This is a genomic window from Ruegeria sp. AF2 (genome assembly GCF_056542025.1).
Genome location: NZ_JBQFZC010000004.1, coordinates 356,704 through 374,959, shown reverse-complemented (window position 1 = coordinate 374,959; position 18,256 = coordinate 356,704). Strand labels below are relative to the sequence as shown.

The window sequence follows — 18,256 nt, the reverse complement described above, 5'->3', positions numbered from 1 at the left end:
CCTTGCCGACTTGTGGTCGATACGCAGGACAAAACCGGGTGGATCACCAGAAAGGTAATAAAAGTGCATGCCGATTTAACCTTTATCCTAGGCGGCGCTGCATCCGGAAAATCTGCTTTTGCGGAGCAACTTGCTGTTTCAACTGGGAAAAGTCGCGTTTACCTTGCGACATCACAAGTGTTTGATGACGAGATGCGCCTAAAAATCAGGCAACATATTGCACAACGCGGCAGCGGGTGGACGACGATCGAAGCGCCATTTGATCTATCGCCGGAACTCGCCAAGCTGACAAATGATCAGATTTGCCTGATCGATTGTGCAACCATGTGGCTGACAAATCACCTGCTGGCAGAGAATAACCTAGAGGAAGCACAGGCCGGGCTGCTTGAGGCGATGAAGACCTGTGCCGCCCAGATCGTCGTGGTATCAAACGAAGTCGGCCACGGGATCGTCCCCGACAACGCCTTGTCCCGTCGATTCCGCGAGGCGCAGGGACGGCTGAACATCGCTCTGGCTGCGCAGGCAGATCGGGTGGTGCAGGTTACGGCCGGGCTGCCGCTGGTTCTCAAAGGGCAACCCCTATGACGCGCCTGCATTTGGTACGGCACGGCCCCACCCATGCTAAAACTATGGTAGGCTGGTCCGACCTTCCTGCCGACTTGAGTGATAAGGCCGCGATTGCACGGCTTGATGCGCATCTGCCTTCCAATGCCGTCGTAATCTCATCAGACTTGTCACGCGCCAGCGATACGGCCAGCGCCATTCAAGGCACGCGACTCCGCCTTCCGCACCACCGCGATCTGCGCGAAATTAATTTCGGCAACTGGGAGATGCGCCCCTTCGCCGAGATCGAGGCGGAAGACCCCGAGCTTTGCTTTGCCTACTGGGATAATCCGGGCGAGGTCAGGCCTCCAAACGGGGAAAGCTGGAATGAGGTCCGCGCGCGTGTCGATAGGGTCGTCGACACCCTGATCGCGGCCCATACCGGATATGACCTAGTCCTGGTCGCCCATTTCGGAGTGATCCTGACTCAGGTCCAACGCGCTCTGGACGTGGACGCCCAACACGCGTTTGGTCACCGCATCGACAACCTGTCCGTCACCGAGATCACGCGCCATAACGATGGTTGGACTGTAGGTCGGATTAATCACCGACCGTGATAAGGTTGCGCACAAATCTCTGATTTACCGACGCGTCTCTGTCCGACATCGTTGCCGCATGACATATGATCTCTTTATCGGTGACCGGTTGTTCTCCAGCTGGTCCATGCGCGGATGGCTGTTGCTTGAGAAATTCGGCCTGCCATACCGCACCCACATGATTGGCCTTTATTCCGGCACAATGGCGGCGGATATGGAACCACTGGCCCCGGCGCGCCTTGTTCCTGCGCTGCGTCTTCCAGATGGAACCGTGATCGGCGAAAGCCTCGCGATGGCAGAGACATTGGCAGAACGCCACCCCGAAGCAGGGCTTTGGCCGTCAGACCCCGCCGCGCGCGCCACAGCCCGGTGGCTTTGTGCTGAAATGGTTGCCGGTTTCACAGCGCTGCGGGGGCAATGCCCCATGCAGTTGAAACATTGCTGGGAAGGGTTCCACCCTTCAGCTGATACGATCGCCGATTTGCAGCGGATCGAAACCCTCTGGGCCCATGCCCGGAAAGTCTCTGGTGACGCGTCGGGCCCGCTGTTTGGTGCCTATTCTCTGGCTGATGTTTTCTACACGCCGGTCGCTGCACGGATTGTCGGCTATGGCCTGCCCGTGTCCGAGGTCAATCGTGCATACTGCATGCACCTGCTCTCTGATATCGCAGTTCGACAATGGCGCGCCATGGGCATGACGGTCGCGTATGAGCCCTTCCCGTATCCGCAAGACCTTCCCGCACACAGCTGGCCAATTGGCGGGGATTCAGGGGCATTGGCAGTCAGCACAGGCCCCTCGGTCAACACAGCCTGCCCCTATTCCGGCAAGCCTGTACAAGACTATCTGGAACTCGATGGCAAGATTTGGGGCTTTTGTAATCCGTTTTGCCGAGACAAGACCGTTTCTGACCCTGAGGCGTGGCCGAAATTTACGGCGATGGTTGCTGACGTTAACGATTCTTAAACTGCAGCCATGGCAGCAACGTCCTGTTAACCAAGGACAGGATTGCCATGGTCGCCCGTGCTCACACCGTTGCCTTTCAAGGGGTCGATGCCCGCCCGGTCGAGGTGCAATGCGCCGTCTCACCGGGCCTTCCGGCCTTTTCCATCGTGGGATTGCCGGACAAGGCAGTCTCCGAAGCACGGGACCGTGTTCGTAGTGCGCTAAGTTCGATGGCGATCGCGCTGCCGTCGAAACGGATCACGATTAACCTTTCGCCTGCCGATCTGCCCAAAGAGGGCAGCCATTTCGACCTGCCTATCGCCGTCGCTTTGTTGACTGCGTTGGAAATCATCCCAGCGGATGCTGCCGAGGGCGCTGTCGCGTTGGGCGAGTTGTCTTTGGATGGTTCTCTGGTACCCGTCGTCGGCGCGCTGCCCGCTGCCATGACAGCAGCCGCCGATGATCGCAGCTTGCTTTGTCCCAGCGCCTCTAGCGCCGAAGCCGCGTGGGTTGACGCCACTCAGGTGATCGGAGCGGGCTCGTTGGGGGATGTGGTGCGGCACTTTACCGGTCAGTCTGCGCTGCCCGCTGCGACACCGGGCGAAGTGAAACTATCACCCAACGCACGGGACCTGCGGGACGTGAAGGGGCAAGAGCGCGCCAAACGCGCCTTGGAAATCGCCGCAGCCGGGCGGCATCATTTGATCATGATCGGGACACCGGGTTCCGGCAAATCCATGCTGGCGGCGCGTCTGCCGGGTATTTTGCCGCCACTGAGCCCGGTCGAAGCTTTAGAGACATCGATGATCCAGTCGCTTTGCGGCTTACTGGACGAAGGGGGCATCAGCCGCGCCAGACCGTTTCGCGAGCCGCACCATACCGCTTCGATGGCGGCGATCGTGGGCGGTGGCAAAGGTGCGAAACCCGGTGAGATATCACTGGCGCATAACGGCGTCCTGTTCATGGACGAGTTTCCCGAATTTCCGCGCACAGTTTTGGAAACCCTGCGCCAACCTATTGAAACCGGCGAGGTAATGGTCGCCCGCGCCAACGCCCATGTGAAATACCCATGCCGCTTTATGCTGGTAGCCGCCGCGAACCCGTGCAAATGCGGATACCTGACGGACCCGTCCCGCGCCTGTTCACGCGCACCGGTCTGTGGCGAGGATTACTTGGGGCGTATCTCAGGGCCGTTGATGGACCGGTTCGATTTGCGCATCGAAGTCCCTCCGGTCGGATTTACCGATCTCGACCTGCCGCCTACCGGCGACAACTCTGCGACCGTCGCAGAGCGGGTTGAAGCGGCGCGCGCCATACAAGCAGATCGCTTTCGCGACACGCCAAATATCCGTCAAAACGCAGATGTCGAAGGCAATGTGCTGGAAGAAATCGCCGCCCCTGATGCTCAGGGCAAAGAACTATTACTGAAAGCCGCGGAACGCTTTGGCCTGTCGGCCCGCGCCTTTCACCGCATCCTACGCGTGGCCCGCACCATTGCCGACCTCGAAGGTGAGCCGGATGTGCGCCGCCCCCATGTCGCCGAGGCGCTGAGCTTTCGCATCAGCGCCAAAGCAGGAGCTTAAAGTTTCGCCTCAATCGCTTGCCAGATTTTCTCGGCGATGTTCACGCCATTGAACCGCTCAAGCTCCTGAATACCAGTGGGTGAGGTCACGTTGATCTCGGTCAGGTGGTCGCCAATTACATCGATCCCCACAAAGATCTGACCACGTTCCTTCAATAACGGCCCAATCGCAGCGCAGATTTCCATATCTCGCTCGGACAGGCCGATTTTCTCGGGGCGCCCGCCCACATGCATGTTCGAGCGGGTCTCGCCCTCAGCTGGAACCCGGTTGATGGCGCCCACCGGCTCACCATCGACAAGTATGACCCGCTTGTCGCCATTGCGCACATCGGGCAGGAATTTCTGCGCGATCAGAGGCTCACGAGAAAAGCCGGTGAACAGCTCATGTAGCGATGTCAGGTTGCGGTCATTCGCATCAAGACGGAATACGCCAGCACCTCCGTTGCCGTAAAGCGGCTTGAGGATGATATCGCCATGCTTTTCCTTGAACGCCTTGATGGTTCGCAAATCCCGCGCAATCGTGGTGGGCGGAGTCAGTTCAGGGAAATCCAGAACCAGCAGCTTTTCGGGATAGTTTCGCACCCAAAACGGATCGTTAACCACCAGGGCCTGCCCCTTTAGCCGGTCAAGCAAATGGGTCGAGGTGATGTAGTGCATGTCAAACGGGGGGTCTTGGCGCAGCCAGACGACATCAAATTCAGCAAGGTCCACTTCACGCTCAGGGCCCAACACTGCCGGGTTGCCAGCGACTCGTTGCACCGTCATGTCATGGCCGCGCGCCGTGATCTTGCCTTCCTGGTAAGCCAGTTGATCCGGGCCATAAAAAAACAGCTGGTGGCCGCGCACCTGAGCCTCTTCTGCCAGACGGAAAGAGCTGTCGGCGTTGATATCCACGGCCCCGATTGGGTCCATCTGAAAGGCGATCTTCATGGTGTATCCCTCAATTCCACGCTCGATACATGGCGCAGAGGCTTGACGGGTTCAATGGGGGTCAGTCCAAACCAAAGGCGTTTTCGATGATTTGAACAGTTCCAGTGTCATCAACCAGTGCCGCATCAAACCGAGTATTCGTCAGCTGACCAGCCGGCTCCTGTTCAAGAAACTGGGCAGCGGATGCGCAAATTCGATCCATCTGTCGGCGACTAATCCGGGCGGCTGCGCGGTCAAAACTACGGCTTTTCTTAACTTCAATGAAGACCAACCCATCTGCGTTGCGCGCGATCAGATCTATTTCACCGCCAGCACCGCGCCACCTGCGTCCTGCGATTGAATAACCCCGTCGCGCGTATTCGGCGGCCACGCAAAGTTCGGCGGATTGTCCAGCGTGATAAGATACAGAACCCCGAACGGATCTCTGTGCCATATCATCCCTTTCCCAGCTTCAGAGCCATCTGATAGATCGGGCGGCGCGGCAGGCTGAACATCTCTGACACCAAATCTGCCGCATCCCGCACCGAATGCGTTTGCAATGCTTTTATCAATGCCTCTTCTACGTCAGAGTCCTTAACAGATTGCGAATGGGCGCGATCCACAAGCAGAACCACCTCGCCCTTAACCGATGCGCCCTCGTACTCTGCTGCCAGATCAGCGAGCGTGCCACGACGCGTTTCTTCGAACTTTTTGGTGAGTTCACGGCACAGGGCCGCCTGTCGGTCTCCACCCAAAATATCCGCGAGATCAGAGAGGCAGGCAGCCACACGCTTCGGCGATTCATAGAAGACAAGCGTTCCGGGGACGCTGCGCAGGGATTCGATTCGTGAACGCCGTGCGCCAGAGGCATTGGGCAAGAACCCGGCAAAGAAAAATGCATCCGTGGGAAGCCCCGCCAACGTCAGCGCCGTCAAAACAGCAGACGGTCCCGGTGCACATGTCACGTTGTGCCCAGCCTCAGCCGCCTGGCGGCCTAAATCATAGCCGGGATCGGCGATCAGCGGCATTCCCGCCTCGGACGCGTAAGCCACCGATTGCCCTTGTTCCAGCGCCTCAAGTATTTTGCCCCGCGCGCCCGCGCCGCTGTGATCGTGGTAGGCCAATATGCGGCGCCCTTCGAGCGGCACGCCGTGGATTTCCATCAAACGTCGCAAGCTGCGCGTATCTTCGGCAGCAATCATGTCTGCCGAGGCCAAAACATCGAGCGCCCTGAGCGTAATATCGCGTGCCGTTCCGATTGGGGTGGCAATAAAGTACAGCCCAGTGGCCAATCTGATCTTTTGGAAATTCAAAGCTGGACCCTCACAGCGTGACGTTTATTATCGCGGTTCAATAGACCAAGGTGCCCTCAGACGCCGGATCAGGGAGTTTTCTTTTAGATGTTTACCGTTTGCAAGCCCGCACGCAAACTGGCGAAATCCGCCATTGTACTGGCCACGGCCGCTTTTCTGGCCGCCTGTGAAGTCGGCGGCATCAGCGGAGGCCCCTCGATCGACACCTCTGACCCGGTTCCGGTGGCCCTGTTGGTCCCAAGCGGATCACCTCAGTCTGGCGATGCGGCCCTTGCCCGTAGCCTTGAGAACGCAGCGCGGCTGGCTATAGCGGATTTGCCGAACGTCAAGATTGATCTGCGCGTCTACGACACGGCCGGCAATGCCGGAACGGCCTCGGCGGTTGCACAGCAAGCTGTAGCGGACGGGGCCAAGATCATTCTTGGGCCAGTGTACGCACAAGCCGCAAACGCGGCAGGACTTGCGGTGCTAAACAACAATGTGAACGTGCTGTCCTTCTCGAACAACACCAGCATTGCGGGCGGCAATGTCTATGTGCTTGGCCCCACTTTCCAGAACACGGCCAACAGGCTGGTGAACTACGCCGGACAGCAGGGTAAAAACAGTACTGTCATTGTGCACAGCAATGATTCAGCGGGCCAGCTAGGCCAGTCTGCCATCGCTGCCGCGCTCAGCAACAGCCGCGTCAACAATGCGGGCACAGTTGGATATGACCGGTCTCAGCAGGGCGTGATCGATTCTGTTTCGGCGATTAAAGCAACGGTCGATTCGACCGGCGCAGATTCGATTTTCCTGACCGCGACAACCGCAGGCGCGCTGCCGCTTTACAGCCAGTTGTTGCCCGAGGCTGGTGTGTCTCCTGCGACAACTCAGTATATCGGCCTGACACGTTGGGACATTCCAGCCCAAACGCTGGAATTGCCTGGCGTACAAGGTGGCTGGTTCGCACTTCCCGATCCGGCAAAGGCACAGGCGTATCGCCAGCGTTACAACAACACCTACGGTGAGGCACCACACCCGATCAGCGGGCTTGCCTATGACGGAATCGCTGCGATCGGAGCCTTGGTCAGCCAGGGCAAATCGAACGCGTTGACAGGTGCAGCATTAACCCAGAACGCCGGTTTTCAGGGTGTCGGCGGTATTTTCCGCCTGCGGCCGAACGGTACGAACGAACGCGGTCTGGCTGTTGCCACGATCCAGAACAAACAGGTGGTTGTGATTGACCCTGCCCCACAAAGCTTCTCTGGCGCCGGATTCTAATCGACCGGCGCAGGGCTCTGCGCCCGATGTCAATCTGATCTGCGCGGCTGACGAGATTTTTAACAATGCCGAGGTCAATGCCAACCTGTCCGCCGCTGTTGAAAACAGTTCGGACAACGCAGCCTTGCGCGCCGAGACGGTGCGCATACTGCGAGAGGCGCAAAAGACAGGCCGCAAGGCGATTGCGGACGCCTTTGCCGAGCGCCCATTTGATGCACTGCCGCTGACGCATTCCTATACCTATCTGACGGACCAGATGGTCGGCACAGCGATGCGCATCGCCAGCGAGCATCTGCATCCGCTGGCAAATCCCACGCAAGGCGAGGCAATCGCTGTGCTGGCAGTGGGAGGTTATGGCCGGGGTGAGATGGCCCCGTCATCCGATGTAGATCTGCTTTTTCTGACGCCGTACAAAATCACCGCCTGGGCCGAGAGCGTGATCGAATCCATGCTCTATATTCTCTGGGATCTGCGGCTGAAGGTCGGTCACTCTTCACGCACGATCAAAGACTGCCTGCGTCTGGGGGCCGATGATTTTACCATCCGTACCGCCATGCTGGAACAACGGTATCTCGTCGGGGATCAGCCCCTTGCGCAAGAACTTGAAGCGCGCCTGAAGACCGATCTTTTCAAAGGCACCGAGCGGGAATTTATCGAAGCCAAGCTGAAAGAGCGAGATGAGCGGCACCTGAAGCAGGGTGAACGCTATATGGTCGAACCCAATGTCAAAGAGGGCAAGGGCGGCTTACGCGACCTGCAATCGCTCTACTGGATCGCAAAATATATCTATGGCGTAACGGATGTGGCCGAACTGGTCCCTATGGGCCTCTTTACGCCCGAAGAGTTTGACGAGTTCGCGCAAGCCGAAGAATTCCTCTGGGCCGTCAGGTCTCATTTGCATCTGGTGACGGGCCGCGCGACGGAACAACTGACCTTCGATCTGCAGGTCGAGGTGGCCGATCGTATGGGATATCAAGACCGCGCCGGTCGGCGCGCCGTCGAGGTGTTCATGCAACGCTATTTCCGCGAAGCCACCCGTGTGGGCGAATTGACACGGATTTTCCTGACCAAACTGGAAGCCTCGCACATGAAGGGCGCGGCCTTGCTGGAACGTATTTTCCGCCGTCGCCCTCGCGTCAAGGCCGGTTACCGCGTGGTCCATGGCCGTCTGGATATCGCGGACCCTGACACGTTCCTGTCAGACAAGGTCAACCTGTTACGGTTGTTCGAAGAGGGTTTGCGCACGGGAATGCTGATCCATCCCGACGCAATGCGGTTGGTAACGGCCAACCTGAACCTGATCGACGATGAGATGCGCAACGACAAAGAGGCGCGGCGCATCTTTCTTGATCTGATGCTGAAACATGGCAACCCCGAACGTGCCCTACGACGCATGAACGAGTTGGGGGTTCTGTCAGCCTTTTTGCCCGAGTTTGAGCACATCGTGGCGATGATGCAGTTCAATATGTATCACAGCTATACGGTGGACGAGCATACGATCCAGTGCATCGTCAATTTGGCGCAGATCGAGCGAGGAGAGTTAATCGAGGAACTGCCCTTGGCGTCATCCATCCTGGAGGGTGGTGTTAGCCGAAAGGTTCTATACGTGGCTCTGTTGCTGCACGACATTGGCAAAGGACGCCCCGAAGATCATTCGATTCTGGGTGCGCAAATCGCGCGCAAAGTGGCACCACGATTAGGGCTGAGCAAGGCGGATTCTGAAACCGTCGAATGGCTTGTACGCTATCACTTGCTGATGTCCGATATGGCGCAAAAACGCGACATCTCAGACCCGCGCACAATCCGCGATTTCGCGAAAGCTGTTGCAACCGTCAAACGGCTGGACTTGCTGACGGTGCTGACAGTCTGTGACATCCGCGGTGTCGGACCAACGACCTGGAACAACTGGAAGGCTACATTGCTGCGCGCTTTGCATGCTGACACCAAACACGCACTGGAATCCGGGATGGAGGCGCTTAACCGAGCCAATCGTGGAGATGGGGCGAAAAAGCGGTTGCGGGCCGAATTGGAAAACTGGTCCAAATCTGATCTGAAAACCGAAACCGGGCGGCATTATGATCCGTATTGGCAGGGACTGAACCTTTCGACACATGTCGAATTCGCGGAAATGTTGAAATCGCTGGAGGACAGCGGCGATCCAGGTGCCGTAGAAATCCGTCTGCATCCGGATGAGGATCGCGACGCCACCCGCGCGTGTTTTGCCATGGGTGATCATCCTGGTATTTTTTCTCGCATTGCAGGGGCACTTGCCCTTGTCGGAGCCAATGTGGTTGATGCCCGCAGCTATACGACGAAAGACGGATATGTAACTGATGCGTTCTGGGTTCAGGACGCCGAGGGCCATCCCTTCGAGGCCACGCGCCTGCCTCGGCTGACCCAGATGATTCACAAGACACTCAGGGGTGAGGTGGTCGCACGGGACGCATTGAAATCCCGCGACAAGATCAAGAAGCGCGAACGCGCCTTCAACGTCCCGACCCATATCACCTTCGACAACGAAGGTTCAGAGATTTACACGATCATCGAAGTCGACACCCGCGACCGGCCCGGACTGCTATATGATTTGACGCGCACGATGGCAGCCGCCAATGTCTATATCGCGAACGCAGTGATCGCCACCTATGGCGAACAGGTGGTCGACACGTTCTATGTCAAGGATATGTTCGGCCTGAAATACCACTCTGAGGCCAAGCAACGCGGGTTGGAAGCCAAGCTGCGCGCGGCCATCACCGAAGGTGCCGAGCGGGCCGCATCATGAAGCCGATCCGCCTGATTTCGGGCTTTTTCACCGTTGGGTTCTGGACCTTGGCAAGCCGCATTCTGGGCTTTTTGCGGGAAATCCTGCTGACCGCTTATATCGGGCCCGGACCTGTGATGGATGCTTTCGTCGCAGCCTTCCGACTGCCTAATATGTTCCGCCGCTTCTTTGCCGAGGGCGCATTCAACGCAGCCTTTGTTCCAATGTTTTCAAAACGCCTTGAAGGCGGCGAAGACGCCGAAGGTTTCGCACAGGATGCGTTTAACCTGTTGGCAGTGGCGGTGCTGGCGCTAGTCGGTCTGGCGATGGTCTTCATGCCCGCGTTGGTTTGGATAACCGCCGAAGGATTCTATGGTGATGAACGCTTCGATCTGGCGGTGGATTATGGGTACGTCGTGTTCCCCTACATCCTGTTTATGTCCCTCGCTGCGCTGTTTTCCGGAGTATTGAACGCAACCGGGCGCTTCGCCGCTGCAGCCGCCGCTCCTGTGCTGCTGAACATATTCGCCTGCTCCGCGTTAATCTTTGGCGCGATATCTGGTGGAGACATCATACGCTGGCTCATCGCGGTCATCCCAATCGCAGGCATCGCGCAATTGGCGCTTGTCTGGATTGCGACTGAACGCGCCGGAATTCGCATTCGGCTCGGTCGGCCAAAGCTCAGCCCGGAAATGCGCCGCATGGTGCGGATCGCGGTTCCTGCGGCGTTGGCCATGGGCGTAACGCAAGTCAATCTTGTAGTCGGACAGCTTGTGGCATCAAAAACCGAAAAGGCAGTTAGTTGGCTGTTTGCCGCAGATCGTTTGTATCAACTGCCGCTCGGAGTGGTTGGCATTGCCGTCGGCATCGTGCTGTTACCCGACCTGTCACGTCGCCTACGCGCAGACGACAAAGATGGAGCACGCAACGCCTTTTCAAGAGCCGGAGAGTTTACTCTGCTGCTGACCTTGCCTTCGACAGTTGCCTTTATGATCATCCCCGGCCCGTTGGTCTCGGTCCTGTTCCAACGCGGCCAGTTCAGCGCCGAAGATACAGCGGCGACCGCCTTGGCCGTGGCCATCTATGGTATCGGGCTGCCCGCATTCATGCTGCAGAAGCTACTGCAACCTTTGTTCTTCGCCCGCGAAGATACCAAATCACCGTTTCGATACGCAGTGGTTGCGATGGTGGTGAATGCCGGACTTGCCTTTGGGCTTTATCCCATTGTCGGGTGGATTGCGCCCGCAATCGCAGCGTCGACTGCTGGCTGGGCCATGGTTGCGCTGCTTGCAATCGGCGCGCGCAGAATGGGCGACGAAGCCCGATTTGATGACCGGTTCAAACAGCGGATCTGGCGGGTCGTGGCGTCATCGGCTGGCATGGGGGTGGTGTTGTTTACGGCCATTAACCTCTTCGGCTGGACGTTCGGCGTACCAGGCTGGCGTTACCTTGCGCTGATCGTGCTCATTGTAACTGCGGCGGTGGCCTACTTCCTTTTGGGGCACCTCTTGGGGGCCTTCAGGATTTCGGAATTCCGAACAGCGCTGCGCCGTAGCTAAGGCGCATCAATCCCGCCGGGTTTTGCTAAGGATACGCGCCCATCCACCCGGAGCCAGAAAGAAAGACAAACCAAACCCGGTGGCAAAACCGCCCAGATCGGCGACCCAATCCGAGGTCCCACCGAAGATCAGACCGAACAGCAACTGAATGCCCATAAGAACCGCGATCAGGCTGAATGCGCGCGATTGGTTTTCACCCACCAGAGAAAGCTTGCGCCATAGCAACCACGTGAACGCACCGATTAGCCCGTAGACCGGAGGAAACCCACCAACCAGTGGATATGGCGGGTTCAACAGCACCGCATAGGCCAACGCTCCGCCGACACCGGACAAGACGAATATGATCAGCATGGCGACGCTGCCAAAGACCTCAGCCACCATCTTCCCCATCGCCAGAACAAACACGCAGACAAACACAGCTTGTGTGAAATTGGCCTGAACAAAGGGATATGTGACAAAGCGGATCACATGTTCGAACGGCCAGCGCCCGTTCTGGACCATCCAATCGAATATATCGGGCGAAAACGTATATTGCTGCAACGCATCCAAGCGCCAACCAACAGCAGTCGGCCCTCCGACCAAGCCCCTGCTGCCAAGCAAGAAGATCAGTTCAATCCCGATGATGAACAGAACCAGCGCCACCACGACCGGCGGCAGAGGGTTCACGGGCGGTGTATAATGCTCACTGCTCATTGGGCTGGCCTTTCGCGGCTGTTGACGTCCCTTGGCCTCATGGGTAAGCGACGGGGGCTGATTTTTCCAGACAGGAGTTTCCTTCGATGACCGAGACCCAATTCACGCCGCGCGTGTTTTCCGGCATCCAACCTTCAGGAAACCTGCACTTGGGTAATTACCTGGGTGCACTCAAACGTTTCGTGGATATGCAGGGGCCGGAATACGAGACCGTCTACTGCATGGTCGACCTCCACGCGATTACTGTCTGGCAAGATCCGGATCGTCTGCGTGAAAAGACCCGCGAAGTTTGCGCGGGGTTCATTGCCGCTGGCCTCGACCCTGAGAAATCGATCCTGTTCAATCAGAGCCAGGTGCCCGAGCACACACAGCTGGCATGGATCTTCAACTGCATCGCCCGTATCGGCTGGATGCAGCGAATGACACAGTTCAAGGACAAGGCCGGTAAGAATGCGCAGAACGCCTCTTTGGGTCTGTTCGCCTATCCTGCCCTGATGGCGGCAGACATTCTGGTCTATCACGCGACCCATGTGCCTGTTGGTGAAGACCAGAAGCAACATCTGGAACTGACGCGCGACATCGCAATCAAGTTCAACCATGACTATGGCGTCGATTTCTTTCCGGTGACCGAACCGGTCATCGGTGGGCCTGCGCCCCGTGTGATGAACCTGCGTGACGGGTCCCGGAAGATGTCGTCGTCAGACCCGTCTGATATGACGCGGATCAACATGACCGATGATGCCGATGCCATCGCCAAGAAGATCCGTAAAGCCAAGACCGATCCGGACGCTTTGCCGTCGGAGGTCGATGGCCTTGAAGACCGTCCCGAGGCGCGCAATCTGGTGAATATCTATGCCGCGCTTAGCGACCAGACGGCCGCACAAGTGCTGGCTGAGGTTGGCGGGAAGCAATTCGGTGAGTTCAAGCCAATGTTGGCAGAACTTGCGGTCTCGAAACTCTCACCCATTTCAACCGAAATGGCGCGCCTGATGGGCGAAGAGGCCGAGATTGATCAGATTCTCGCCCGAGGTGCTGAGCGGGCACGTGCAATCGCGGCCCCGATTCTGCAGCAGACCTACGAGATTGTAGGGATGGTCGGCGCGGGCAAGTCCTGACCACGCGATCGCAATCCAAAAAGAACGCCGCCCTTTCTCGGGCGGCGTTTTTCGTTCCGTCGGCTCTTATGCCGCCTGCAGGCTCAGCATCTCGTGCACGATGGATTCCGCAACTTCGTGCGGGCTGACCGCTTCGGCTTTGGCCCGTGTCAGGATGCGATCCATCGTCTGCTCCAGCGCCTGCAACCTACCGGCGACCCAAGCTTCACGCTCTGCGACACGGAGGATTTCCGTCGCCACATTCACGATACCACCGCCATTGGCGACGAAGTCAGGGGCGTAAAGAATGCCACGCTCGTGGAGCAACTGCGCGTCCCGATCGCTGGACAACTGATTATTTGCCCCTCCGGCCACAGCGCCGACTTTCAGTAATGGAATACTCGTTTCGTTCAGGATGCCGCCGATCGCACAAGGCGCAAAGATATCCGCTTCAACGCCGTAGATCGCATCGGGTGCAACGACCCGTGCCGCAAACCGTTCGGCCACGCGGGCCGCTTGCCGGGTGTCGATGTCAGTTACGATTAACTGCGCACCAGAATCGTGCAACAACTGGCACAAATGCTCGCCTACATGGCCAAGCCCCTGAACCGATACAGTCAGGCCTTTCAGGCCAGAAAATCCAAACCGGTGCTGCGCTGTCACCCGGATAGCATTGAATATCCCGCGCGCCGTTATCGGAGACGGATCACCGCTGGCGAACTCACCTTCCGCCAGCCCAGCCACAAATTCGGTTTCAGATCCGATATGCGCCATATCTGCAGGCGTCATACCCATATCTTCTGCCGTCCAGTACAGACCGTTCAAACCTTGAATCACGCGCCCAAAGGCCTGCAAAAGTTCAGGTGATTTATCCTCATGAGGATCCCCGATGATGACAGCCTTGCCTCCCCCGAGCGGCAGATCAGCCGCGGCGTTCTTGAACGTCATGCCCCTTGCCAGTCGCAAAGCATCGTCCAGGGCCTCGGCTGGGTGGCCGTAAGGGCGCATACGCACACCGCCCGCAGCGGGGCCACGTTGCGTTGAGTGGATCGCGATGTAGCCCAATAGACCAAGTGAGTTATCTTTGAATTCGACCACGCGCTCGTGCTCTGGCGCGTCTACGATGGTGATGTCCATTCTTCTCCTCCGGAGTGCTTCCGAGAGTTTGCCACCTATCGTCGAGTGATTTTCACCCTTTTGTCACTATATCAGGGAAATTTTTGGTGCTAACATCTAAAATTGAAAACTTTTGTGGAGTTTTTCGCCATGGATGATATCGATTCCAAGATAATCCGCGCCCTTCAAAACGATGGCCGTATGACTGTCATCGATTTGGCGGAGCATGTCGGGCTGTCCCCGACACCCTGCGCACGGCGTTTGGATCGGCTGCAACGGGACGGGATTATCACCGGCTACGCCGCACAGGTCGACCCCGAGCGGCTTGGATTCGGCGTTACAATCTTTGTGTCTGTCGAGTTGGAGAAACAGGATCGCAACGCCATCGATTCCTTCGAAAAGGCGATTCGTCGCTGCGACGAGGTGATGGAATGCTACCTTATGACCGGATCACGCGACATTCTGCTGCGCGTGGTTGCCAAAGACCTCAATGCGTTTGATGCATTTCTGGAAAACCGGCTTATGAAAATTTCGGGCATTCGAAACCTACGATCAAACTTCGCTTTGCGCACCATGGTCAAACGCGAAGCGCTGCCTCAGCACCATGGATAATCTGCTGGACCTTGCGTCAGCCCCAACCTAGGTTTCCCCGAAGCTTGAGGGAGGGCGCAATGGCAGTCGGCAAAAACATCCGCACCTATTTCAACGGCCAATGGCATGACGGGGACGCACCGATCATGCGCGCTGCTGACCATGGCGCATGGCTGGGCTCATCGGTGTTTGACGGAGCCCGGTACTTTGATGGTATGACCCCGGATCTGGATGCCCATTGTGCCCGCGTGAACCGTTCAGCCGAGGCGCTGATGCTGACACCTTCTGTAACAACCGAACAGATGGTCGATCTGGTTCACGAAGGGTTGCAAAGTTACGCACCTGACACCGCCGTTTACATTCGCCCCATGTATTGGGGCATCGACGGGGATCACACCGCCATCGTCCCTCAGGAAAACAGCACTGGCTTTGCCATCTGTCTTGAAGAAATCCCAATGGCACCCAAAACCGCCTCGGCGACGCTGACAACCACTCGGTTCCGCCGCCCTGTTCTGGAATCCGCTGTGGTCAACGCAAAGGCAGGGTGCCTGTATCCGAACAATGCCCGGATGTTGCAGGAGGCACGCAGCAAGGGCTTTTCAAACGCCCTTGTGGCCGACGCGATGGGGCATGTGGCCGAGACTGCGACCGCAAATATCTTCATGGCGCGCGATGGTGAGGTTTTTACTCCAATCCCCAATGGGACATTCTTGGCCGGGATTACACGCGCGCGGCATATTAAAAACCTGCGCGCCGACGGGGTAACCGTGCATGAAACCGTGCTGAGTTTCGATGACTTTCACGACGCGGACGAAGTGTTCATGAGCGGTAACATGAGCAAAGTGACGCCAATCACCGCGCTGGATGACACCCAGTATCAGGTGGGCCCAATCGCCCGTCGCACACGCGAGATGTACTGGGATTGGGCTGCAAGCAATTGCTGATCTGCTCCTTTTCTGTTTCAGTTGCCACTGCTTACCCTGTGAGGCATGATCCCGAAAACAAACGAGGACAAACATGCGCAAGTTCCTAGTCGTTCTGGACGACAGCCGCGAATGTCTGAACGCCATGCGCTTTGCCGCTATGCGTGCGGCACATACTGGCGGCGGGGTTACGGTTCTTTCGGTAATTCCACCGGACGAATTCAACCACTGGATCGGTGTTGCCGAGGTGATGCGCGAAGAAGCGCGTGAACGTATTCACGCCCATTTCGAGGTGTTCGCCAAATGGATGCGCGACAAACAGGGTGTCGAGCCCGAATTGGCAATCCGTGAAGGCGATCCGGTGGCCGAAATCATTGAACATGTCCAATCCGATCCCGAGATCGGCGTATTGGTTCTGGGTGCAGGTACTGACAAAAAAGGCCCCGGACCGTTGGTGACACAACTGACCCGGAACTCTGGAAGTTTGCCCATTCCTATTACTATCGTGCCCGGCGATCTGAGCAAAGAGAAGCTGGAAGCCATCACCTGAGGTGAATTTATGTCCGCGAAGCTGCAGTTCTGGTTCGACTTCGCATCGACCTATTCTTATCTCAGCGCGATGCGTATCCAGCAGGCGGCTTCGGAATATGGAGTTGCCGTAGAATGGCACCCATTCCTTCTGGGGCCGATCTTTGCTGAACAGGGATGGAAAAACTCGCCGTTCAACCTCTACCCTGCAAAAGGTCGGTACATGTGGCGGGACATGGAACGGCTTTGCGCCGCGCGCGATTTACCTTTTCGGCGGCCTGAGCCATTTCCGCAAAATAGCCTGAAAGCAGCAAGGCTAGCGCTGGCGATCGAACCAGCTGATCAACGGGCAGCCTTTGTACGCATTGTCTATTCTGCACAGTTTGGTTCCAGTCGTGATATATCGAATCCGGCGGTTCTGGCTGAGTGCCTTACCAAATCTGGCGTTTCGACTGATCTGATGGATCGGATAAGCGACCCCGCGATCAAGGCTGCCTTGTTCGAGCAAGTTACTCAGGCCAAGGCTAAACACATCTTTGGTGCGCCGAGTTTCGTTATTGGGGACGAGCTGTTCTGGGGTGATGATCGTCTGGATGATGCGATTTCTTACGCCGCCGCAATTTAGAACGGTTCCAAATCTTGACTTCCCCCGCACGGACGCGCATATCAGGTGCATCTTAGACGGAGCCGCGCCATGTTCATTCAAACCGAATCCACACCCAACCCGGCCACACTAAAATTCCTACCCGGCCAGACGGTTCTGGAAGCAGGCACCGCTGATTTTCCAAGCGCCGACGCTGCAGAAAAATCTCCGCTCGCCAAACGCATATTCGGTGTAAACGGCGTAACAGGCGTGTTCTTCGGCAACGATTTTGTCACGGTAACCAAATCTGATGACGTGCAGTGGGATCACATCAAGCCCGCAATTCTCGGCGCTGTGATGGAGCATTACCAGTCCGGCCAACCGGTTATGGGCGCAGGCGCAGAGACCGCCTCGGGCCACGCTGAACACACCGGCGAAGATGCAGAGATTGTCAACCAGATCAAAGATCTGCTGGATAGCCGCGTGCGTCCTGCTGTGGCTCAGGACGGCGGTGACATCACCTTCCACGGCTTTGACCGCGGCGTTGTTTATCTGCACATGCAGGGAGCCTGCGCGGGCTGTCCGTCCTCGACCCTAACGCTGAAAATGGGGATCGAGAACCTGTTGCGTCACTACATCCCCGAAGTGACCGAGGTTCGCCCTGTTGCCGTCTGAACCGACGATTTTGGCATTCGATACATCGGCCGCGCATTGCGCGGCCGCTTTGCTGCGAGAGGGCAAGATTATCGCATCGCACGCCGAGGCGATGACTCGTGGGCAGGCGGAACGGTTGATGCCCTTGCTTGAAGAAATCCTGACCCGGAACAATTGCACATGGCGGCACCTTGATGCGATCGCCGTCGGAATCGGCCCCGGGAATTTCACCGGCATCCGAATCTCGGTATCCGCAGCGCGCGGGTTGGCGCTTGGGCTTGGTGTGCCGGCGGTTGGGGTGTCGGGGTTTGATGCAGTTGCGGAAATTGCGCCCGACGGGCATCTCCCGGCGATAGCTGCACCGCGCGATCAGGTTTATGTGCAGCCTAAGGGGCGCGCGCCTTACCTGACCTTACGTCATGCCGCTGACGATATTGGTCCCTTGTATTTCTGCGAGGACCCAGAACAGCAGGCCCGTGCGATCGCCCAGGTGGCTGCTGGTCGTTGGACGACAGTTCAAGCGCCACCTGCTCCGCTTTATGTCCGCCCTGCAGATGCGGCTCCCTCCAGCGATGTACCACCGGTGCTTTTGGACGAATGACACCACAGGA

19 protein-coding genes are annotated in these 18,256 nt (G+C 57.6%); 14 read left to right on the top strand and 5 right to left on the bottom strand.

All coding sequences use genetic code 11. The features are described from left to right. Window positions 1-63: 63 nt before the first annotated feature. From cobU to ACR0NM_RS15155, 4 genes are read left to right on the top strand one after another with little or no spacing between them, the layout of a single operon-like run. Window positions 64-585 (top strand): bifunctional adenosylcobinamide kinase/adenosylcobinamide-phosphate guanylyltransferase, encoded by a 522-nt coding sequence (gene cobU, locus ACR0NM_RS15170; RefSeq protein WP_170408461.1) that lies wholly within the window; start codon window positions 64-66, stop codon window positions 583-585. Beyond that, window positions 582-1,160: a histidine phosphatase family protein gene (locus tag ACR0NM_RS15165; protein ID WP_480615442.1), complete on the top strand. Its 579-nt coding sequence runs from the start codon at window positions 582-584 to the stop codon at window positions 1,158-1,160. The genes cobU and ACR0NM_RS15165 overlap by 4 nt, the downstream gene beginning before the upstream one ends. A 58-nt stretch (window positions 1,161-1,218) precedes the next feature. Then, complete coding sequence (locus ACR0NM_RS15160; RefSeq protein ID WP_480615440.1) at window positions 1,219-2,103, top strand: glutathione S-transferase N-terminal domain-containing protein; 885 nt, start codon at window positions 1,219-1,221, stop codon at window positions 2,101-2,103. 47 nt (window positions 2,104-2,150) lie between these two features. Further along, window positions 2,151-3,665 carry a YifB family Mg chelatase-like AAA ATPase gene (locus ACR0NM_RS15155; protein ID WP_480615438.1) on the top strand — a complete coding sequence of 505 codons (1,515 nt, stop codon included), beginning with the start codon at window positions 2,151-2,153 and terminating at the stop codon, window positions 3,663-3,665. Here the strand turns inward: ACR0NM_RS15155 and gshB are convergent. The 3 genes from gshB to rsmI form a co-directional block, all read right to left on the bottom strand. Next, window positions 3,662-4,594 (bottom strand): glutathione synthase, encoded by a 933-nt coding sequence (gshB, locus tag ACR0NM_RS15150; RefSeq protein ID WP_480615436.1) that lies wholly within the window; start codon window positions 4,592-4,594, stop codon window positions 3,662-3,664. The two genes, ACR0NM_RS15155 and gshB, sit on opposite strands and share 4 nt — an antisense overlap. 61 nt (window positions 4,595-4,655) lie before the next feature. Continuing rightward, window positions 4,656-5,027: a YraN family protein gene (locus ACR0NM_RS15145; RefSeq protein WP_170423764.1), complete on the bottom strand. Its 372-nt coding sequence runs from the start codon at window positions 5,025-5,027 to the stop codon at window positions 4,656-4,658. A gap of 1 nt (window position 5,028) precedes the next feature. Further along, complete coding sequence (gene rsmI, locus ACR0NM_RS15140) at window positions 5,029-5,886, bottom strand: 16S rRNA (cytidine(1402)-2'-O)-methyltransferase (protein WP_170513969.1); 858 nt, start codon at window positions 5,884-5,886, stop codon at window positions 5,029-5,031. Between the two features lie 87 nt (window positions 5,887-5,973). Between rsmI and ACR0NM_RS15135 the strand changes: the two genes are divergently transcribed. The 3 genes from ACR0NM_RS15135 to murJ are packed head-to-tail and all read left to right on the top strand — an operon-like array spanning window position 5,974 to window position 11,463. Further along, window positions 5,974-7,146 (top strand): penicillin-binding protein activator, encoded by a 1,173-nt coding sequence (locus ACR0NM_RS15135; protein WP_170395865.1) that lies wholly within the window; start codon window positions 5,974-5,976, stop codon window positions 7,144-7,146. Further along, window positions 7,106-9,925: a [protein-PII] uridylyltransferase gene (locus ACR0NM_RS15130; protein WP_480615434.1), complete on the top strand. Its 2,820-nt coding sequence runs from the start codon at window positions 7,106-7,108 to the stop codon at window positions 9,923-9,925. The genes ACR0NM_RS15135 and ACR0NM_RS15130 overlap by 41 nt, the downstream gene beginning before the upstream one ends. Beyond that, window positions 9,922-11,463 carry a murein biosynthesis integral membrane protein MurJ gene (gene murJ / locus ACR0NM_RS15125; RefSeq protein WP_480615432.1) on the top strand — a complete coding sequence of 514 codons (1,542 nt, stop codon included), beginning with the start codon at window positions 9,922-9,924 and terminating at the stop codon, window positions 11,461-11,463. The genes ACR0NM_RS15130 and murJ overlap by 4 nt, the downstream gene beginning before the upstream one ends. Before the next feature lie 6 nt (window positions 11,464-11,469). Here murJ and ACR0NM_RS15120 read toward each other — a convergent pair whose 3' ends face one another. Then, on the bottom strand, window positions 11,470-12,156 hold the full coding sequence (locus tag ACR0NM_RS15120) for a rhomboid family intramembrane serine protease (protein ID WP_170423757.1): 687 nt from the start codon (window positions 12,154-12,156) through the stop codon (window positions 11,470-11,472). An 86-nt stretch (window positions 12,157-12,242) separates the two neighbouring features. On the opposite strand from ACR0NM_RS15120, the gene trpS reads away from it, so the two are divergent. Then, the gene (trpS, locus tag ACR0NM_RS15115) at window positions 12,243-13,271 is read left to right on the top strand and encodes a tryptophan--tRNA ligase (RefSeq protein WP_170423755.1); all 1,029 of its coding nucleotides are present in this window, start codon (window positions 12,243-12,245) and stop codon (window positions 13,269-13,271) included. A gap of 66 nt (window positions 13,272-13,337) precedes the next feature. Here the strand turns inward: trpS and ACR0NM_RS15110 are convergent, their stop codons facing one another. Next, on the bottom strand, window positions 13,338-14,387 hold the full coding sequence (locus tag ACR0NM_RS15110) for a Glu/Leu/Phe/Val dehydrogenase (RefSeq protein WP_170513963.1): 1,050 nt from the start codon (window positions 14,385-14,387) through the stop codon (window positions 13,338-13,340). Between the two features lie 129 nt (window positions 14,388-14,516). On the opposite strand from ACR0NM_RS15110, the gene ACR0NM_RS15105 reads away from it, so the two are divergent. The 6 genes from ACR0NM_RS15105 to tsaB all read left to right on the top strand — a co-directional run bounded on the left by ACR0NM_RS15105 (window position 14,517) and on the right by tsaB (window position 18,246). Next, on the top strand, window positions 14,517-14,978 hold the full coding sequence (locus ACR0NM_RS15105; protein WP_170423751.1) for an Lrp/AsnC family transcriptional regulator: 462 nt from the start codon (window positions 14,517-14,519) through the stop codon (window positions 14,976-14,978). A gap of 59 nt (window positions 14,979-15,037) precedes the next feature. Further along, window positions 15,038-15,901: a branched-chain amino acid aminotransferase gene (locus ACR0NM_RS15100; protein ID WP_170423749.1), complete on the top strand. Its 864-nt coding sequence runs from the start codon at window positions 15,038-15,040 to the stop codon at window positions 15,899-15,901. Between the two features lie 73 nt (window positions 15,902-15,974). After that, window positions 15,975-16,430: a universal stress protein gene (locus ACR0NM_RS15095; RefSeq protein WP_074736907.1), complete on the top strand. Its 456-nt coding sequence runs from the start codon at window positions 15,975-15,977 to the stop codon at window positions 16,428-16,430. Between the two features lie 9 nt (window positions 16,431-16,439). Next, on the top strand, window positions 16,440-17,033 hold the full coding sequence (locus ACR0NM_RS15090) for a 2-hydroxychromene-2-carboxylate isomerase (protein WP_170612905.1): 594 nt from the start codon (window positions 16,440-16,442) through the stop codon (window positions 17,031-17,033). Between the two features lie 69 nt (window positions 17,034-17,102). Then, entirely contained in the window at window positions 17,103-17,666 is a 564-nt protein-coding gene (locus tag ACR0NM_RS15085) for a NifU family protein (RefSeq protein WP_170395847.1), read from the top strand. Then, window positions 17,656-18,246, top strand: coding sequence for a tRNA (adenosine(37)-N6)-threonylcarbamoyltransferase complex dimerization subunit type 1 TsaB (gene tsaB / locus ACR0NM_RS15080; RefSeq protein WP_170423745.1), 591 nt, complete (start codon window positions 17,656-17,658; stop codon window positions 18,244-18,246). The genes ACR0NM_RS15085 and tsaB overlap by 11 nt, the downstream gene beginning before the upstream one ends. Window positions 18,247-18,256 lie beyond the last annotated feature (10 nt).